Consider the following 19,657-nt stretch of genomic DNA (forward strand, 5'->3'; position numbering starts at 1 on the left):
TATTTTGACTATTATGGTGTCAGAAGACTTTTGGTGACATTTATCACATAAACAATGAATAAGTTCGCTATATTCAAAAAGAGAACTTCTGATTCGAAGTTCTCTTTCCATAAGTCGCTATTCCGTTTCATCAGATAATCGCTGAAGTTCCATTCGCAACTTCTCGATTTCCAAAGACTGTTCCTCATTCATCATAAGCATTTGGTCGAGCTGTCGTTTGGTCGTCACTAACTCATCGCGTGTCTCTTCAAGTCGTTGTTCCCGATCTGTCAATTTCCATGTACAGATTCGGTTCGAACGACGAGCATGAAGTTGATCATAACGAATATGAGGATAGCGCTCGACCAAATCGATTTCTCGAGCACCTTCTTCTATCACCTGTTCAAGCACCTCGAGTAGGCGTTGTTGCGATTGTTCGTCTCGAAAATGTTGATCGACGAGTGTAGCCGAGAAGCTCGCAAGGTTCCGTCGCTTCGTCTCATCCATCAACTCGAGAATCGCCTCACCGATTTGTCCTGGTGAATACCCTTCATACTTATTCCCGATGCCTCCGAAGTTCGTACTCGCGATATCTTGCCACGTCGAAGGAGTGACCAAGCCTTGATAGCTTTTGCTTCCGACAGCGATGGTCGGTTTACCGAGCGCCATCCCTTCCAGCGCAGACCGTCCGGGACCGATGACAAAATCGGCACGCCGCATCGCTTCAGGGAGTTGGCTTTGTTCTAGCCAACCAAGCCATTCAATGTTCTGTCCTGTCCCTGCCAGTGCAGCTTCATAACGCTCGGCGTATTTATCTCGCTGTGTTCCGTCACCGATAATCAACCAGTCAATCGGTAAAGACCGTACCGTCTCGTCTTCTAGTGCATCTAAGAAGACGTCTAGTATAAACAGTTTGTCCGCATCCAGGCGAGACGTGAATAAGCCTACGATACGTTCTGATGGAGATGTTTCCTCCGACGGAACAAAAGTCGCATCGACCCCATTAGGGATGACAGTAAGTTTTGATTCGATTTCCGGACAGTGCTCAGTCAGGTGAGTAGCAATCCGTTCCGATACCGCAATCACTCGCGAGACGCTCGGATGATACTGCTCAATCTCATCATAATACATCCCGTGGATGACGAGGACGAACGGGATTGCGTTCGCCTCCGCCACTGCGAGACCAAATTGACGCGCGTCGAACGGATGCGCATACACGACATCGAACGGCTGTGATCGGATTTGATCGATGACACATTGCACGTCTTCACTCGAATAGTCCGTCTCGACGACTTGCCCGCCGAGTTTCCTTACTTCATCGGCAAAGGGACCAGGCTTACAGACAACGGTCACCTCATGCCCCTCTCGTAGAAACACTTTCAAAGAAGATAAGATATGGAGGTGTAATCCTCCCATTGCGGAGTGAAAAAACACCGGTAGTAATATGTTCATGATGAGCACCTACCTTTTCTCCGTAATCGATTGATTAGGGTTACAAGCCTTCTTGATACATCGAACCAAGACCACGGATGCGATCGTTGTGAACGAACAGCACCGCATCTACCTCATTTTCTTTTGCGTAATCCGCAATGCTGACATCATAGTCGTCGAAGTAACGGACATCAAGCGCTGACACCGTTCCGAATGACTCTCCAAGATAGCCAAGCATCGGGTTCGCATACGAATCTTTTAAGACGAGCAAGTGATAATCATTTTTCGGATTGTTTTGTGTGATTTTCGATTGGGCATAGTTATCACCCATGAACAAGTTGTAGTAGTTCGTGAATTTCGTCGAGTTCTTCAAAACATCCGTATCTAGGACCGAATGACCACAGTCATCGCCATTTCGACAGACTGTCGTAGTAAATCCGTCTTTCGGTTCAAGGTACGTAAATTGATCAGGTGACTCGACGTAAGGCATCGAAATTTCACGGGCATGAGATCCATAAAACGGACCGTCTACCGATTTGATTTCCATATCCTCCATCGATAAGGCAGGAGCATCAGGGAACTGCTCGCTTAAGCGTTCCATGATTTGTTTATAAGCCATGAATGCCCCTTCCGGACGCCAGTGGTGATCCGTCTTAAAGTAAATATCTTTTCCTGGCTGATCGCCAAGCGTTTCTTCTAAGTCGATGAGCGGAATCTCATTCTCTTCAAGACGAGCATGAAGCTGTCCTCGGTTTTCTGCATCTGCCGACTCGATGTAATCTGGGAAGATTCCTTGTCTTGTCGCATAGACCGGTTTACTTGGGGCCGATGCGAAGTAAGATGGAATGTCAGCTTCGCTCATCTCTTTTTGAAATTCTTTAAAGAAGACCCCAAGTGACGAATAGTCACTCGCCACAGGATCTGGTGCATACAAGAACTCATCGATACTGATGACACCATTGTTCATCTGTTGTTGCAGAACGTTACGTTGCACCCAAGCTTGTGTCTCAATCCACATGTAACGCTCAAACACCTGATCGTTTGCTGATGCCTCGAACTCTTCCATATACGTTCCATCCAGAATCGTCTCGACAGATGGATCCGGGCGCTGTGCTAGCATCCGTCCCTCACTATCCGAACGTGCTTGTTCGGTGCCAAAGGCGTAAACGGCGAGTCCATAAAAGATGGTGCCAAGGAAGCCGATCAATAGGATACTGTTGACCACCCAAGAAAGGCGCCGCCTTTTCGAACGGACTTGTTCGCTTTTGGTTTGTTGTTCCATTGTCAGCCCTCCTTAGAACCGGAAATAAATGAATGGGTTAAATGTACTCGATACGACATATGAAATCGAGATACCGAAAATGAGCATGATATACGCCGCTCGTGCAAGACCAGCGCTTGCAGCAAGCACAGGACGATCCGTACTCACTTCATGACGCAAGAAGCGGGCGACTAGCATTTTCGGAAGCGGTGTAGCAGCAATCATCGAGATGACAAGCACGACACCGTACTGAACAATGTAGTAATATGCCGTTTGATCGAATACTTCACCTCCGTGTAATCCGAACATCACTTGCAGATACTCTGTTGCGTACGTGAAGTTATCGGCACGGAAGAATACCCAACCGATGACGACGATGAAGAGCGTGAACGCGTGGGCGAGCCATGCCGGCCATGCGGCAAGCCATTTCCCAAGAAATGCCCGTTCGAGCATGATGAAAATCCCATAGTATAATCCCCATGCGATGAATGTCCAACTCGCACCGTGCCATACCCCGGTCAATAACCAAACGATGGTCAAGTTGCGATACGTCTTCCATGGGCCTTGACGATTCCCGCCGAGCGGGATGTACACATAATCTCGGAACCAGCTTCCGAGCGAGATGTGCCAGCGACGCCAAAACTCAGACACTGATTTTGAAATATACGGATAATTGAAGTTCTCAAGGAAATGGAACCCAAACATCCGACCGAGACCGATCGCCATATCCGAATAACCTGAGAAATCAAAGTAAATCTGTAGCGAGTAAGCGATGACACCGATCCAGGCGAGTGTCGTCGACAAATCCCCGGCCGATTGACTGAATACCTGATCCGCGACGTATCCACAACTGTTCGCTAAAATCATTTTCTTCCCTAGACCAATGACGAATCGTTGAATCCCAGAGACGAAGTCATCGACTGTCTCACGGCGGTCCACGATTTCATCTGCGACCGTTTGATAACGGACGATCGGTCCGGCAATCAATTGTGGGAAGAACGATACGTAAAGTGCCAAGTCAAACAAGTTCTTCTGTAGACGCCCATCGTTTCGATACACATCGATGACATAACTCATCGCTTGGAATGTAAAGAATGAAATCCCGAGCGGAAGAGGAATATCCGGGTCGTTCAGCGAGAAGCCAAATACCGAGTTGACGTTCTCAACGAAGAAACTCGCGTACTTGAAGACCCCAAGCATCCCGAGGTTCCCGAGAAGCATGAGCACCATCGTCCATTTGATTTTCTTTGCATCATCACGATACTTGTCGACCATAAAGCCGAACACATAGTTCATGACAATCGATGCGAGCATGATTAAGACGAACCGTGGTTCACCCCATGCATAGAAAAATAAACTTGAGACGAGTAAAATCGTATTTTTTAACCAGCGTGGTGACACGAAATACAGCAGCAGCACGACCGGTAAGAAATAAAATAAGAATACCGTGGAACTAAATAACATACCGTATGGTCCCTTTCTCCCTTAAGACTTGCTCCGCTTAGCGGAACGTCACATAGAGATCATCAAATCGTACAGTGGTCGGTTCAAGCGTTTCTACGATGTATTTGTAGGACATCTTGAAATACTTGGCATCTTCCATTTGTTTGACGACTTCTACAACGGGGTTCACCCCTGGGTTCAATGTGAGCATGAAACGCTTATTCGATAAACGTTCTTCGTCTGAATACTGCATGACGTACAATTCTAGTCGGATGGCGCGGTCGCCTTCGACATAAACGGATGTGTTGACTTCCATTTCATCCCCTTCATCCATCTTGGCATCAGCCAAAAAGATTTTCGATGGGGGAATTTCAAATTTCAAGTCAAATAGTTGAACATAAATCGAGTCCTTTAGCGATTGAGGTAAAAAGGTGACCTCTGTCTTGTATTCCTCTTCGCGCATCGACATATGATTTTTATGTGGTCCACGCGGATAGTAATGGTAAATCGCCGGACGAATTCGCTTCGTTGACATGCAAGCACCTCCGAATCATTAGGATAATGATACAGAAAAGAGTTGCTGTGCCGGGCACAAAACAACTCTATTCGTTTTCATTTAGTTGGCAAGGATGGCATCGACGATTCGACGTGACGCCTCACCATCACCGTACGGGTTCGATGCTTGTGACATCGCTTTGTATGCCGTTTCGTCAGACAAGAGCTCATCCGCGAGTGAGAAGATGTTCTCTTCTTCAATCCCTGCGAGTTTGAGTGTTCCTGCAGCTACACCTTCTGGACGTTCTGTCGTGTCACGAAGGACGAGGACAGGTACACCGAGAGATGGTGCTTCTTCTTGTACGCCACCTGAATCCGTTAAGATCAAGTGCGACGTCGCCGCATAGTTATGGAAGTCGAAGACGTCGAGCGGTTCAATCAAGTGGACGCGTTCGACATCGTGAAGAATCTCGTTAGCGAGTTCACGAACGACCGGGTTCATGTGGACCGGATACACGACTTCAATGTCATCATACTTCTCGATCAAGCGACGGACCGCACGGAACATGTTACGCATCGGCTCACCCAAGTTCTCACGACGGTGTGCCGTCAACATGACGAGACGACGACCTTGTGAACGGATGCTGTCGAGCAATTCGCTCGCATAGTCGTCACGGACTGTCGTTTTGAGTGCGTCGATTGCCGTGTTCCCTGTGACGAAGATCATCTCTTCGTTCTTGCCTTCACGAAGGAGGTTGTCACGCGACGTTTCCGTCGGTGCGAAATGAAGGTCAGCCATGACACCCGTCAATTGGCGGTTCATCTCTTCCGGGAATGGTGAATATTTATTGTGTGTGCGCAAGCCAGCCTCAACGTGACCGACTGCGACTTGGTTGTAGAAGGCTGCGAGTGATGCCGCGAATGTCGTCGTTGTGTCCCCGTGGACCAACACGATGTCTGGTTTCGTTTCAGCGATAACTTCGCCCATCCCTTTCAATACGCGTGATGTGACATCGTAAAGCGTCTGCTTGTCCTTCATGATGTCGAGGTCATAGTCCGGTTTGATTTCGAACAACTCGAGCACTTGGTCAAGCATTTGACGGTGCTGCGCTGTCACGACGACAATCGGTTCTACCCCTTCACGTTTTTTCAACTCAAGTACGAGTGGTGCCATTTTGATGGCTTCTGGTCGCGTCCCAAAGACGGTCATGACTTTTTTCATAGGTCGTTTCGCACGGTCTGACTTCGCCGTGCTTCCTCCTCCCAATTGCTCACGCTTCGTTCGATACAGCGACCGACGAATGGCGTGTTTGTAGTTGTTCTTCTGTCAAAGGCGGTAAGATGTATGTCTCTCCGAGCTCTGTCGCATCGACGACCGTCGTACGACGTTTGAGCTTGTCGGCTTTAAACGAGTCTTGTTGCTCTTTAGACAAGTTGCGGAACCATTTCAAAAACTTGTTGTACTCCCGAACGACTTCATCGACTGGTCCATATTCGCGCACTTCTCCGAACTCGAGCCAAAGGCCGAGTGTACAGAATTGGCGAACTTGTGAGACCGAGTGACTGATGAAGAAAATCGTCTTCCCACGATCTTTGAACTCGTTCATCTTGGCGAGACACTTGTCGGTGAACGTTTGGTCCCCGACCGAGAGCGCCTCATCGATGACGAGAATGTCCGGGTCGACGTTGATCGAGATGGCGAATCCGAGACGGGACTTCATCCCGCTCGAGTACGTCTTGACCGGCTGATTGATAAAGTCACCGATATCGGCGAACTCAATGATGGCCGGTGTCAAATCGATAATCTCTTGTTTCGTCATCCCGAGCATCAACCCTTTGAGCTCGATGTTCTCGAGCCCAGTCAAGTTGCCGTTCAAACCAGAAGAGATCGCAATCAACGCCGTCTTTCCGTGAAGTTCGATTTTTCCGTGAGTCGGCGGCATGACGTCAGCCAACAAGTTCGACATCGTCGACTTCCCTGACCCGTTAATGCCGATAATCCCGACCACTTCCCCGGGTGGAACTTCAAACGTGACATTGCGAAGCGCGTAAAACTGTTTGCCCCCTGCTTTACTGAAGAAGATCTCTTTCAGCTTATCAGATTGCTTGTTATAAAGCGTATATCGTTTCGATACGTTTTCAAATTTAACCTGGTACATAAGGTCCTCCTCAAATGTAATCGATGAAGTGTCGACGGAAACGCAAATGAATCATCGACCCGACGAAGAAGAGAACGAAGACGATGGCCCAGTAATAGAGACCGTAAGCCCAGTTAGTCGCCAACCAGTCGGTTCCGAGGAACATCGACCGATATCCTTCGACTAAATAATAGAGCGGATTGATTTGTAGGATATTCGCGAGCTTCGCCGGCGGCACCCAAAAAATCGGTGTCAAATACATCAACATCCGCATCATCGACTGAAGAAGGTTTTGTAGATCGCGCACGATTGTCGTGAGCGCGGACGTAATCAAGGCGAGCGAGTAAAGTAGTGCAAGCGCACTGAACGCCAAGTAGATAAACCAGAGCGAATGTAGCCCCATCGGGAATCCGAATGCCCACATCAAGATAAACGAGACACCGACTAACGCCACGTGGCGATAGAAGAGTGCGAGCAAGACGTATGCCGGAATCGTCGAGATTGGGAAGCTCATTTTGGAGACCATGCCGATTTTCGAATAGACGGACCGGGCCGTCGAGGTGATCGCCGAGGCAATAAAGAACCAGACGACAATCCCTGCGACCAACCATGGCAGAAACGGCACGCCATCAATCGGCCTGCCGCTTCGAATACCAAATCCAAATACGAACCAGTAAACTCCAATCTGCAATAACGGTGTCACGAACTCCCATAAAAATCCGAGGTACTGCATCGAGTTGTTGCTTCGCGTCTCATACGTGGCGAGACGGAAAATCAAGTACAAGCTCGACTTTAGCTCTGAAAGAATAGCTTTCGCGGATTTAAACATGTTCATTCACCTGAATCAAAGAACGAGATTCGTTTCCTTTGTATATTTGTAGAGGTTGCCGTAGTTGACGACCGCTACGTCTTCACCTTCTGGTTTCACGATGTTACGTGTGTCGAAGATCATCGGACGACGCATTGATGACTTGAGCTCTGCAAAGTCGAGGACTTTGAACTCGTTGTGGTCAACCAATACGAGGACGAGGTCTGCGTCTTTGAGTGCTTCTTCTTTTGAAACGAGCTCGAAACGGCTTGATGTTGATTTTTCAACGTGTGAATCGTGAACAGAGATGTTCACACCACGGTCAAGCAAGATTTCAGCGATTTCAACCGCTGGGCTTTCACGCATGTCGTCGACGTTTCCTTTGTATGTCACACCAAAGACAGCGACTTTCGCGTCTTCGATTCCAGCAGTCAACTTCTGAACGTTGTCTGCAACGTAGTGTGGCATCGAGACGTTCGTCTCACGTGACAAGTTGATGATTTTCGCGAGGTCAGGTGATTTCGCGACGATGAAGTACGGGTCGACCGCGAGACAGTGTCCACCGACACCTGGTCCTGGGCTATGCAAGTTGACACGTGGGTGCTTGTTCGCCATCTCGATGACGTCAAGAACGTTGATGTCTAAGTCGTTACATACTTTTGCGAGTTCGTTCGCGAGTGCGATGTTGACGTCACGGAACGTGTTTTCCATGAGTTTCGACATTTCTGCCGTCTTCGCATCCGTTTTCACGATTTCACCTTCAACGAATGTACCGTAGACGCGTGCGCCTGCTTCTGCACATTCTGTCGTGATCCCACCGACGATGCGGTTGTTGTGCACGAGCTCATGAAGGATTTGTCCAGGCAATACGCGCTCTGGGCAGTGTACGAGATAGATGTCTTCACCGACAGTGAATCCAGCTTCTTCAACGAGTGGTTTGACGAAGTCGTCCATCGTACGTGGTGCGATTGTCGACTCAACGATGATGACGTTGCCTTTTTCAACGAATGGCAACACTTTGCGTGTCGCATCCAAGACGTACGTCAAGTCACATGATTTGTGCTCGTCGTCGTTGTTCGGTGTTGGGACCGCGATGATGAAGGCATCTGCTTTCTCTGGAGAGAGTGATGCACGGAACTTCCCTTTTGCCACGACGTCTGCGACCATTTCGCCGAGACCTGGCTCTTCAATGTGGATTTCTCCACGGTTCAATTTATCAACAACATGTTGTGAGATATCGACTCCGACGACGTCGACGCCATAGTTCGCAAAGACAGCCGATGTCGGTAATCCGATATATCCAAGACCTACTGTACATACTTTCATTGTGTGGTAACCTCCAAATGTTTTGACGCGCTTTTTAAATAGCGCATTGTCCATCATTTTATTTCACATTCGATAATAAAACAATACTCATTATACTCTTGAACAATTCTTTGGTGCAATTACATTTTCATGACAATGTCGTCGCAAATTGTTCGTGTGTTTTGCCTGAAATGATTTGTTCCATCTCTCGATAGAGACGATCGAGCGCGAAATGTTTACGGGCATACGCCTGATAGGCTTTTGCGTCCGTCTTCAGCTTCTCGGTATCTTCTTTATAAGAGAGGATCGTATCGACAAATTTCGACGTATCCGTGACGAGTAGTTCGTCTGGGTAAATTGTTTCCGCACCCGTCCAGTGGCGGATGAGCGGGTATGATCCTGCTGCCATCGCTTCGGCCGGTGCGAGATGGAAACTTTCCAAGTCACTCGTCGAGAAGACGAATCCGATCGATTGGAGCCACGTATCGACGTCATTGCCGTGTCCATCGAAGTGGACGTGGTCGCGAAGTTCTGACTCCTCGATTCGTTTCAGTAGCGCCTCGTAGTACGCGCTCTCCTCTTCGCGCTTCCCGATCCAATAGACGTCTTTTGGATGGTGTCCTTTGAAGTGGAGCTGGTACCGTTTGTCCGTCTTCAGCAGCTCTTCGAGGACGTCGAGCGCGAGGTCCGGACGCTTCAGTTTCGGGTTCATGCCGATCATACCGAGACGGAACGTCAAATCGTCTGCCTGTTTCGGTTTGTCGAGCTTCTCCGCGTCGACGGCGTTGTAGATGACCGTCATCTGGTGACGCGGGATTCCGAACAGACGATGCATCTCTTCTAACATATACGGTGAGACGAGGATGATGCGGTCGATGTTGTCGAGCGCATATTCCCGTGGAAATGGTGTTTCTTTCTCCTGACGATGAATCCGGACGATGAGGCGTTGATGCGGCAACTTATGTTGCGAGTACCAGACGGCGTTGCCGAGGCCCCATTCACAGAAAATGACGTCTGCTTGTGCGAGACATGCCTTGCTGTGATTTACATCATGAATCTTGTGTCCATCCCACTGGTCGATGAGGACCCGGTAGCTCGGGTCGGCCTCAAAGCGTTCCATGAACATGCGGATGAACTTCAAGTCGTGACCGGCGAAGAGGATCGTCGGCTTCTGCATCTCCCAAATCGCGTCACGGAGACGTTCGAACGTGCTGGCGAACGTATAATTCTTCGCCATGTTGTAGAGCCGTTCCGCCGCATCCTTATAGATGGCTGGATGCGTGAAGGCGAGTTCAACCTTTTCGATGAATTCGTCTTCCGAATTGACGAAGAGCGGGTAGCTCGACCCGAGCAACATCTCGTGCATCTTGTTGCGGTTAAGGAGGACCGGCTTCCCGAGCGCCCCATATTCGAGGAGCTTCGTCGACAACTCGAGGCTGTCGTCAAGGTCCGGGTGACGCCACGAGATGCCGATGTCACTCTCTTCGATGAGCGTCTCGACGTCCGCACGCGGGATACCTTTCAACCAGTGGACCCCTTCGTCCGTTTGAAGGCGATGCGTCACTTCTTTACGGAAGTTCGGATTGTTCGGGTCTTGGTTGAACTTGTCTCCTGCCACTTTCAATTCGACGTCCGGCATCCGGACTCGTACTTTCTCGAGTGCGTCGAGAATTTCAGCCGAGTACCAGAGTGGCGCGAATTTTCCTGTATAGACGAGACGTTTCGCCTGACGTTTGAACGTCGGCGTCGCCTCACGCATATTCGGGATCATCGGATTCAAGATGAGGAACGGCTTCGGCGTCTGTAAAAACGTCTCGAAGTACGCCTTCATCTCCGCCGTCTGACAGAGCATGCGAGCCGAACGGTCCGCAATCTTCTTCAAACGTGCCAACTCCTCCTGTGACGCGGCCGATGAATCATGCGTGAAATCTGTGAGATAAGTCCACGTCTTTTTCATCGTATGTTCATAATCGGAGAGCGCATAAGCGAGTTGGAACCCACGGATGAACGTCATGTCATACTGTTTCGTCTCGACGAGCTCGTGGATGAGTTGGGCCGCCTCTTCCGGCTGGAGCACCTTCTTCTCATAGTACGGCTCGTCTTTCTTCGTCGAGTCTTCCGTGAAGACGTCGATGAAGTTGACGCGGTCGAGCTGTTTGATCGACGCCGTCACTTCCGGTTTCACGATCGAGCGCTTCAAGAGCACGTCGACCTCGATGTTCGGGTCCTGGTTCAACATATGCACGACCGACGTGAGCCAGATGGCCGATCCGTCGATCAAGTTCAAATTGACGTCCCCGTACACGAGGATTCGGAGCGGTTGCTTCGTCATAATGTTACCTCCTGAAGGTCCGCTTCATCCATGGCGGCACCGGCTTTCACATATTGATACGGGTCGACACTGAAGATGCGTTTGCCAGAACGAGCAAGCTCGTTCAAGCTCTCATCCGCTTCAAAAATGTGGAGTGCCTCCTCCACCGTATAGAAACGGAGTGCCGACGGCTGCACGATCGAGCGGGACGGTGTCGCATCAAACACATAACGATACGACTCGTCATGATCCTGTTTGACGAGCTGACCGTCATACGTATAGTAGTCCTCTTTCGTCAGAACGTCCGCTTCTGCGTAGCGTGCCGCGAGCAGATAATCGCTCAAGTAGTTCGGACCGTAATAATCGTCCGACTTCAAGTGGGCGACCCAATCGTACGCTTCGACCATCTCCGTGAACGAGGTATAGTGCGTCAAGTAGCTACGCATATACGTCGAGATCGACGGCGTGTTATACGTGTTGTATACATCGATGTGATCCTCGAACTTATCGAGGAACATCATGAGATGTTTATGCTCATAACGTTGCGCCTCGAACTGAGCGACGACGCGTTCTGCCTCTTCGCGCGACTTGATGAAGGCGACGACGGCGATCTTCTCGTGGTCGACACGGTACGGGATGCCGACGTCTTGGACGATTTTCGCGAGACGTTGCGTGTACGTGTGATACGTCAACACGTGACGCATACCACGCATCGCGATGTCCTCATAGAATGAGTCATCTGTCATCAAACGGCGGAACGTTTCATCCAAGTCAGATTCTCCGTCGTCAAGGAAGACGTAATCGCCAAGCATGGCATCAACCCCGACCGAGCGTGTACTGACGACCGGTGTGGCGCAGGCGAGTCCTTCGAAGACGCGACGTGAGAACATCGTCGGTGAATCGTTGACCGAGTTGACGTTCAACATGACTTTATATCCTTTATACGCCTTGGCAATCTGGTTGTATTTCAAACTGCCGCGAATCGAGTGACGGAACTGTTCCGGGAATTGAAGTTGGTCGCTCTCCCCGCGTTGGTTGATCGCATAGTTACGGTCGTAAATCGCAAGACCATACTTGTCTGCTGCCGCGAACAGTCTGTCCATGTCAGCTTTACGCGATTCGTGACGGTTCGCATAATACGAACCGGCGAAACACGCGTACGGCTCACGAGTCCCCGGTAAGCGGATCGGGTTATGTTCTTTCGGCTGTGCCGCGAACGGTAACGCATCGACACGGTCATGACCACAATCTTCTTTATAGTTCGGAACGCGGTTCATGTCGGTCGTATACACATAGTCGAATCGCTTCGCCGTTTCAATGAAACGGTCGTAGTGAATCGGGTCTTCTTTGTTCCAAAAGACGGTCGGGATATTGTGATAACGGCACCAAGCGAGAAGCGCATCGAGCTCTTCCCATGTGTTCGTGCCATATTTGACGATTTTCTTCTCCCATGCACCGGCGTTCCCTTTCCACGCCGATTCGACGACAAGGACGTCCGGTTGCTCATCGAGGAGCACCGTCTTCCAGTTGTCCGGTGTGAACGTGATGAGCTGACATTCTGGTTTGTAAGATGCCATCGTGAACTCATCGAAGATGGCCGCGACCTTCAGTTCGTGTAGTTCACGTGGGATTGGTGCGAAGAAGCGAGCCTCGCGCACGTCCATCCATGTCGGGTTTTCTGTACCATCGCTGACGAGTTCTTCAGCGACACGGATGCGGTCGACCCGAGCCTCTCCGACACCGTCGACACGGAGGGCGAAACGAAGGAAGCGGATGCCACGGTCAAAGTAGAAGACTTTCTCGCTTCCGATTTGAACCTGTTGCATGATCTGACGCTCCGTCGCCGAGTAGGCAATGATGTAGAGGACAACGTTCGCCCCTTCATCGGCTACACCATCGAGCGTGACACGGTAACGACTGTTCGCCTTCACTTCATACGGGAACTCTGTCGGGAGCAGTTTGAAGCTGTTGTTCATCTCTGCATACGAGATATAGCGGCGCTGATCGTCCTCGCCTTTCAACTGGACGACGAGTTGGTCATCTCGACTCTTCAATTTGATGAGGTCGGGTGCCGGGATCGTCCACATGTCCGGTTTGAGGGACAAGATGTCTTCACGGCGGACACTCTTTTCGCGAATCATTCCGATATTCAAGTTCTCAAGCTGTCCTGACCCGTTCACGCGGATGAAATAGCGGATGGAACGGTGTGACGGTGCGATTCGGACGATACCGCTCAGTCCGAGTGGCACTTCAATCAAACGATCCTGCCCAGACACCGTATACGTCGCGATGAATAGCGAGGCGTCCGCTGTACCCGTGCGGTCCCCTTTCAAATAGAAACGATACAAGTCATCGTCCATATCACCCGTCTCAAAATCGATGCCACGTTCTGTATCGACGTGTGGTAGCGCGATCTCATCGACGCCATAGTGCGTGTATTGGTTCCCTTCGGCACGGACGACGAGCGTGTCTCCGTCGAAGTGAGCAATCTCACTCTGTGGTTTGAGAGAACGGAGTGACGACGACGTAAGCGGATAACGGAAATCAAAAGCATCAAGTGATACGTTCGCAGCCGTCCCTTCGACTGTCCAAAGCGACAGCTTGCCGAGCATTAGCTCGACGAGGCTGAACGCTCCTGCCCCGTTGACTTCAAGATGAGCCCGGACGATTTGTTCACCCATGCCGAGCGTCACATCGACCTGATCGCCGTCCTGTACCGTCACGTAACGAGTACGTCCACCTTTACGCACGACTTCTAACGTCAACGTTGGCATCAGACCTTCGCGCGATTTGACACGCATCATAGCCGTGAACGTCTTTTGACCTGATTCGACGAGGTCGTTCACCGAGATGATATCTGAACTCGCGTTCGGTCGGTACGTGACGGTGACCGGCTCGTCCCCAGAGAAGACAAGGTCCGTCCCTTCAACGTGTACGTAAGGTGAGCGTGTATACCAGTTCGGTACGAGTTCACGTAGTTGATGCGATTTGTTCGGGCGTTTGTTCAACACTTTACGACCGAGTCGCTTCGACCGTTGTACCCCAAGGTAAGCGGCGCGACGTGCTTTTTTCTGCCAATCCATCCTCATATCCTCCAAATCATCGAGTCTTTCGAGCTCGATTCTTTATTTGCGAATGCGTCGTGCAACCGCCTGTGCCTTCAAAATCGCTTTTCCGGCTTTCGATTGCACAAGACGACGATACTTCTGATTCAACACATCATATTTACGTTTCAAGTCACTGAGCGCTTGCTCTTTCTTCTCGAACGTCTTCACGGTCCATTCAAACGTGTACAGAAGATCTCCATACTTTTGAACGAGTCGTCGATGCTTTTGACGTAATAGACGTTCATCATGTTTCAAATGACGAATCTCTTCTTCCTGCAGTTTGATTCGTTGTTTCAACAATCCGATTTCTTTTTCAAATTCGTTGCTCATGCTCTCACCTCACAAGTATGCGTCAAAGTAAAGACGCTTCAATTCTTCTGTTTGTCCTGATTCATATAAGTCGACGAATTGTTTTACAATCGGCGTCTCTAATTCCATCGGACGATACTGTTCGATGATTTCATAAAGCATACCGGCATTGTCGACAAACTCTTCCGGTTTGCTTCGGCGTAAGAAGACCAAATACCACATCGAGAAGAAGCGTTCGAATCGTGTGGAACGGTATTGATCGAGTACACCTTCCCGGGCGAATGCTTTTGCCCGTGCCGTCTCCCGAATGACACACTTCGTAAAGTACTTCTTCGTGATCGTGTTGACTGTCGAACCGGCGACGGCCGCGTAATAATCATGAATCGTCAAGTCGAGAAGAGCGACGCGTCCTGCGCTGAGGAACATCTCTTGGAAGAAGAGCGAGTCTTGCCCGACCGCACCGATGACCTGTTTCAAATCGTGCTTCTGGATGAAGTCTTTTTTGATGACCATCGTCTGGATACTCTGTACTTTGAAGTTGTGCTCGAGCAAGTACGCTCTCGGGTCTTCGATGACGCGAACACCATCTTTTTCAAGGCCGTCTAGCTCAATCATGGCCTCACGGTTCGCAAGCTTCAACATACTTCCGACTGCGAGGTCAAGCGCGTCATTCTCTTTCATGATACGGAATAGTTCCGCATAGCCGTCGTTGACCGCTTCATTGTCCGGGTCAAGGAAAGCGATGTACGGTGTCGTTGCCAATTCGACGCCTTTGTTTCGCGGACGCGACGCACTGCCGCTGCCTCCGTCGTTGAATGAGTACGTGTAGACGTTCGGATACTTCCGCACGAGGCGTTCGATATAGCCGATCGTCTCTTGGTCCGTCGAACCGTCGTCGACGAGCCAAATCTCCATGTCTTCAAACATCGAGCTACGGCGAAGACTAGAGAAACATTTGTTGTAGAGATAACGACCGTTGTTATAAATCGGGACGATCATTGAAAGCGCATAGTCGCCCGGTTCGTTCGGGACGAGTACGTCATCTGCCGCGAGCAGTTCGAAATGATCGATGGCATAGCCTTGTCCCTCGATACGCTGGTCGTCCCGAAGCGTCTCAAGCGACAGGTGGCTTGCCGCAAACATCGTTAACGCGACGTCATCGTATCCCTCTACGAATTCATGTACAACGTCCTGCCCTTTCGTCACGAAAGCGACGTCCGTGTATTTGAAGGCGTTGACCATATCCTCTACATAATAGTCGAGGTAGTGATAACGGTCGTCAAATACCGTCACGAAGTCGGCTGTGCGTAAATCGACTTCTTGTAAATCCGCTTCTGCGACAAAACGTTTATGCGGATACGATTGGCGCTCGAACTGCTCACGCGTCGCCGTCACGTCACCGCGACCGATGACGAGGACGTCACGACGGACTTCGTGGTGAATGCCGAGAACGAATAATATTTCGTTGAAACGATCATAAATTGTATGGTTCGAGAAGATTGTACGGACACCAGATAGCTGATGCTCGAGACGCTCTTCGTCTGTATCGAACATTTCTAAAATCCCTTGTGCATCCAATGCGCTCGTCGCGATGAATACGTTCGGGAAATCGTTGTTGACGGCCACGTTGTAGTTCGTCAAGACGAGTTGCCCCCGTGCCTGTGCCTCATAGATGGCTTGCGCACTCATCGTCGGACTGTTTTTCACTTCATTGACGTGAAGAATCCAGTTCGAGGTTTCTTTCAACGCCTCGATCTCCTCTTGGTCCCCATGGACGAGGACATCTTGAAGTGATTTCGGTGCGAACGACACCTTCGATTCATCCGCTTCGCGAATTACATAAAGAGACTTATTCGCATCACGAACACCTTGTGCGAGTGTCTCCAAGTCTTTTGCGAAACGTTGTACCGGGAAACGGTTCGTGACGACGACCGAATCCGACTGAACATGCGTCATTCCGATTGGATTGAAGCGAAGTGGGTCGATTCCCGGACGGATGACAAAAACGCGCTCATGTCCGGCTTCTTCGATATAATCCGTCACACGCTCCTCGTTTCCCGTAAAGATATAGTCACACTGAGCGGCGAGTGAGGAGAAACGATCGTAGTGATTCGTATCGAGAGTAGTTTCAAACACGACACGAACATCAATTTGTTTGGCTTTGCGAATCAAATTCTCCAACCAGTGACGTGAGTGTGAACGCGGCGAACCCATGTGGTGGAATGCGGTCGTCTCATCTTCCACTAGCGCGGCCGAGATGAGAAGGAAATCAATCTTTTCGATTTCAGCCAGCTCTAAGAAGCCCGTCACATTCTCAAATAAATGGACATGACAAAGCCGCTCTAACTCTTTCGCTCGTTTGACCGGACCGACGAATGCCACTTGTACGTCCGCCTTCTCATAAAAATTGCTCCCATTCGATGCGATACGAGTCACATCTTGTTTCGGGAGTCGCGCTCGAGCTGATTCGAGTTCCGTTTTTAAGTTAGCTTGCTGTTCTTCAAACAATTTATCGTCAAGACGCGGGCGTTGTGCCTGTCTCGACAATGAAGGAAGGTCCTCAAGGGTGATCAAGTCATCTCCGTTCAATGCTTCTCTCCGGTCGACCCGTTCTTTTTCTTCTTTCAACCACGCAATGTGCGCTTGCACATCCCGCAGCGTCGCTTTTACATCCATACGTCCGCTCCACCTTTTTTAAGTAATCAGTATTTCTTCATCTTATCGTATCTTAACAGAGTTATATGTCGGTCGCAATTTGATGACAAATGTATACACCCGAGTTTCCTATATAAAAGACGGACCCATTCCTGGATCCGTCCGAAAGTAATCAATGATTGTCTTATTCAGCTGCGTTGACGTCGACGATACGTCCTTCAACAGCAGGTGTGACTTCTTCGCCGAGGCTGATCAAGTGATCGCGGAAGTTTTCCCAGTCGATGAGACCGAGGTCATTGACGCGACCGTCTTTGAATGCCGTTTCAAACTCAACATAGTTGTCTCCACCTTGGGCTGTGAAGAAGTTCGTTGCGACTTTGTAGCTCGTCGCGTCTTCGACATCGACGAACTCTGTCCCGTTGTTATACTGCAAGCTAACGATGCGCTCGCCAGCCGGTTTCGAGCTGTCGAACAACACTTTGAATCCAGATACGTGGAGGAATCCACCGTTCTCGATTGGGTAAATGCCAACGCTACGCTCGAAGGCCGCTTTCAATTCGCTACCTTTCAAGTCCATGATGGCAAGCGTGTTTCCGAATGGAAGTGTCGTCAACACTTCACCTGTCGTGACAGGACCTGCATCGATTGATGCACGGATTCCACCACCGTTTTGAACGGCACCGATGACAGCAGCATCATATTCTTTTGCTTTCGTGAGCATACCGTCTGTAATCAAGTTACCGAGGGCTGTTTCATTTTTACGGACACTCGGTGCTGTTTCGTCACCTTTGTCACGTGGGTTATCGAGTGGAGCTGTGAGCGAGACACCGATTGGGTCTTGGCTGATTGTATCCACGACATCTTTGAATGGTGCGAGCAACTCGACCGCGTATGGATCTGGTTGAAGTGCTTTCACGTCAATCAAGCTGCCTGCATGTTTGATGACTTTTCCATCCTTGTCGAACTCGACATCAACCGTTCCGAGGAAATTGCTGTATTGGTCCGCTTGAACGATGACCGTTGGCTCTGTTTTTCCTTCTGTGATGAGGACCGGAGCGCTCAAACGAGTATGCGTGTGGCCACCGACGATGATGTCGATCCCATCTACGTTTTCAGCAAGCAACAAGTCGTTGTCGAACGCCGGGTTGTCGTTATACCCAAGGTGTGAGACAGCTACGATTTGATCGACGCCCATCTCTTTGAACGCGTCGACTGCTTTTTGTGCTTCTGCGATGTAGTTTTGGAATTCAATTGGGCCTGGGCTAGCGATGGATGCCGTCTCTTCTGTTGTCAAACCGAAGAATCCGACCTTCTCGCCATCCACTACTTTGATGACTCCTTCATAAAGACGACCGTTGTACGCTTTTTGCGAAACTTCGTCACGGTAGAGGCTCTTCATGTATTGGTCATTTGCATAGTTGACGTTCGAGCTGACGAACGGGAAGTTTGCATAGCGGACGAAATCAGCAAGTTCTTTGTGTCCTTGCTCCGTACCGAGATCGAATTCGTGGTTACCCGGCACCATCAAATCGTATTTCATGTAGTTCATGAGTTTGAGGTCAGCTTGACCTTTGAACTCGTTGAAGTAAAGCGATCCTGAGAAGACGTCCCCTGCGTCGATCAAGAGGCTGTCTGGCTTCTCTGCACGGATTTGCTTGATGGCTGTCGCACGTTTCGGTGCGAGATCGAGCGCGGCGTGCGTGTCGTTCGTGTGCATGATCGAGAGCTTGTATCCTTCTACTGTATAAGGAACTTCAAGTGTGATTGTTTTACCACGGTTTGTATATGTAGCCGTCGCGACGAATTCGCCGACTTCACTCGTGTCGATTTTGCTCCAACGTACTGCTTTTTCATACGTCCCACTTGCGAATTTCACTTGTTGCTTCACGATGCCAAGTGCCGGTTTCCCTTGTTTGAACACGAGTGGCTCGCTCGGTGGTAAAATCGCAATCGGGTGATCGAGGACGCGGACGCGTTTCTCAATGTACTTCCCTTTGCCTTTGACGATTCCCTTAGCTGTTTGGAATGTACCTAATTTCTCCAAATTGACGCTCGATTTATACCAATGGATCGGCGCGCCCTCATATGTAGCATCGAGTGCAGCATCCAAGTCCCCTGCGTACACATACGCTGATTTCGCTTTGACGACTGGTGCTTTCGACGCAGCTTCCGTGACAACAGCCGGTGCGAGCGATGCAGTCGATACGGCCGCTACAGCGAGTGCTGTGTACAACTTACGAGATGATTTCTTTGTCATGTCCAATTCCCCTTTCAGATTTGCGAAGAGGACACACAAGAGAAAGCGCTTACATCATTCGACTTTTTACTTACCACGATTACCCCAAAGTCGTCCGTTTTTCCCTTATATGTACAAATCGCTCTAGTTCTAACGTAACGGAAACGCGTCCAATAAAC

13 protein-coding genes are annotated in these 19,657 nt (G+C 49.8%); all 13 read right to left on the reverse strand.

The features are described 5' to 3' along the window. Positions 1 to 117 precede the first annotated feature (117 nt). The 13 genes from GVY43_RS08040 to GVY43_RS08100 all read right to left on the reverse strand — a co-directional run bounded on the left by GVY43_RS08040 (position 118) and on the right by GVY43_RS08100 (position 19,499). Entirely contained in the window at positions 118 to 1,431 is a 1,314-nt protein-coding gene (locus tag GVY43_RS08040; protein ID WP_159562815.1) for a glycosyltransferase family 4 protein, read from the reverse strand. A 40-nt stretch (positions 1,432 to 1,471) separates the two neighbouring features. After that, on the reverse strand, positions 1,472 to 2,692 hold the full coding sequence (locus GVY43_RS08045) for a DHHW family protein (RefSeq protein WP_159562816.1): 1,221 nt from the start codon (positions 2,690 to 2,692) through the stop codon (positions 1,472 to 1,474). 12 nt (positions 2,693 to 2,704) lie between these two features. Beyond that, entirely contained in the window at positions 2,705 to 4,135 is a 1,431-nt protein-coding gene (locus GVY43_RS08050) for an MBOAT family protein (protein ID WP_159562817.1), read from the reverse strand. Between the two features lie 37 nt (positions 4,136 to 4,172). Further along, positions 4,173 to 4,649, reverse strand: a complete 477-nt coding sequence (locus tag GVY43_RS08055; protein WP_159562818.1) for a hypothetical protein — start codon at positions 4,647 to 4,649, stop codon at positions 4,173 to 4,175. A gap of 81 nt (positions 4,650 to 4,730) precedes the next feature. Next, on the reverse strand, positions 4,731 to 5,831 hold the full coding sequence (wecB, locus tag GVY43_RS08060) for a non-hydrolyzing UDP-N-acetylglucosamine 2-epimerase (protein WP_012727108.1): 1,101 nt from the start codon (positions 5,829 to 5,831) through the stop codon (positions 4,731 to 4,733). A 49-nt stretch (positions 5,832 to 5,880) separates the two neighbouring features. Beyond that, complete coding sequence (gene tagH / locus GVY43_RS08065) at positions 5,881 to 6,768, reverse strand: teichoic acids export ABC transporter ATP-binding subunit TagH (RefSeq protein WP_012727109.1); 888 nt, start codon at positions 6,766 to 6,768, stop codon at positions 5,881 to 5,883. Between the two features lie 10 nt (positions 6,769 to 6,778). Then, positions 6,779 to 7,576 (reverse strand): ABC transporter permease, encoded by a 798-nt coding sequence (locus GVY43_RS08070; protein ID WP_012727110.1) that lies wholly within the window; start codon positions 7,574 to 7,576, stop codon positions 6,779 to 6,781. Between the two features lie 15 nt (positions 7,577 to 7,591). Further along, positions 7,592 to 8,881 carry a nucleotide sugar dehydrogenase gene (locus GVY43_RS08075; RefSeq protein ID WP_074036038.1) on the reverse strand — a complete coding sequence of 430 codons (1,290 nt, stop codon included), beginning with the start codon at positions 8,879 to 8,881 and terminating at the stop codon, positions 7,592 to 7,594. Positions 8,882 to 9,008: 127 nt separating this feature from the next. After that, positions 9,009 to 11,192, reverse strand: a complete 2,184-nt coding sequence (locus tag GVY43_RS08080) for a glycosyltransferase (RefSeq protein ID WP_159562819.1) — start codon at positions 11,190 to 11,192, stop codon at positions 9,009 to 9,011. Next, positions 11,189 to 14,254 (reverse strand): glycosyltransferase, encoded by a 3,066-nt coding sequence (locus GVY43_RS08085; protein WP_159562820.1) that lies wholly within the window; start codon positions 14,252 to 14,254, stop codon positions 11,189 to 11,191. Before GVY43_RS08085 ends, GVY43_RS08080 begins: the two co-directional genes overlap by 4 nt. A 42-nt stretch (positions 14,255 to 14,296) precedes the next feature. Beyond that, positions 14,297 to 14,608, reverse strand: a complete 312-nt coding sequence (locus GVY43_RS08090) for a hypothetical protein (protein ID WP_074036034.1) — start codon at positions 14,606 to 14,608, stop codon at positions 14,297 to 14,299. A gap of 9 nt (positions 14,609 to 14,617) precedes the next feature. Further along, positions 14,618 to 17,263 carry a glycosyltransferase gene (locus GVY43_RS08095; protein ID WP_159562821.1) on the reverse strand — a complete coding sequence of 882 codons (2,646 nt, stop codon included), beginning with the start codon at positions 17,261 to 17,263 and terminating at the stop codon, positions 14,618 to 14,620. Positions 17,264 to 17,426: 163 nt separating this feature from the next. Beyond that, a complete protein-coding gene (locus GVY43_RS08100; RefSeq protein ID WP_159562822.1) occupies positions 17,427 to 19,499 on the reverse strand; it encodes a bifunctional UDP-sugar hydrolase/5'-nucleotidase in 2,073 nt (690 codons plus the stop codon). Between the last annotated feature and the right edge of the window lie 158 nt (positions 19,500 to 19,657).

It is taken from the genome of Exiguobacterium sp. 8H (assembly GCF_902506255.1).
GTDB lineage: Bacteria > Bacillota > Bacilli > Exiguobacteriales > Exiguobacteriaceae > Exiguobacterium > Exiguobacterium profundum.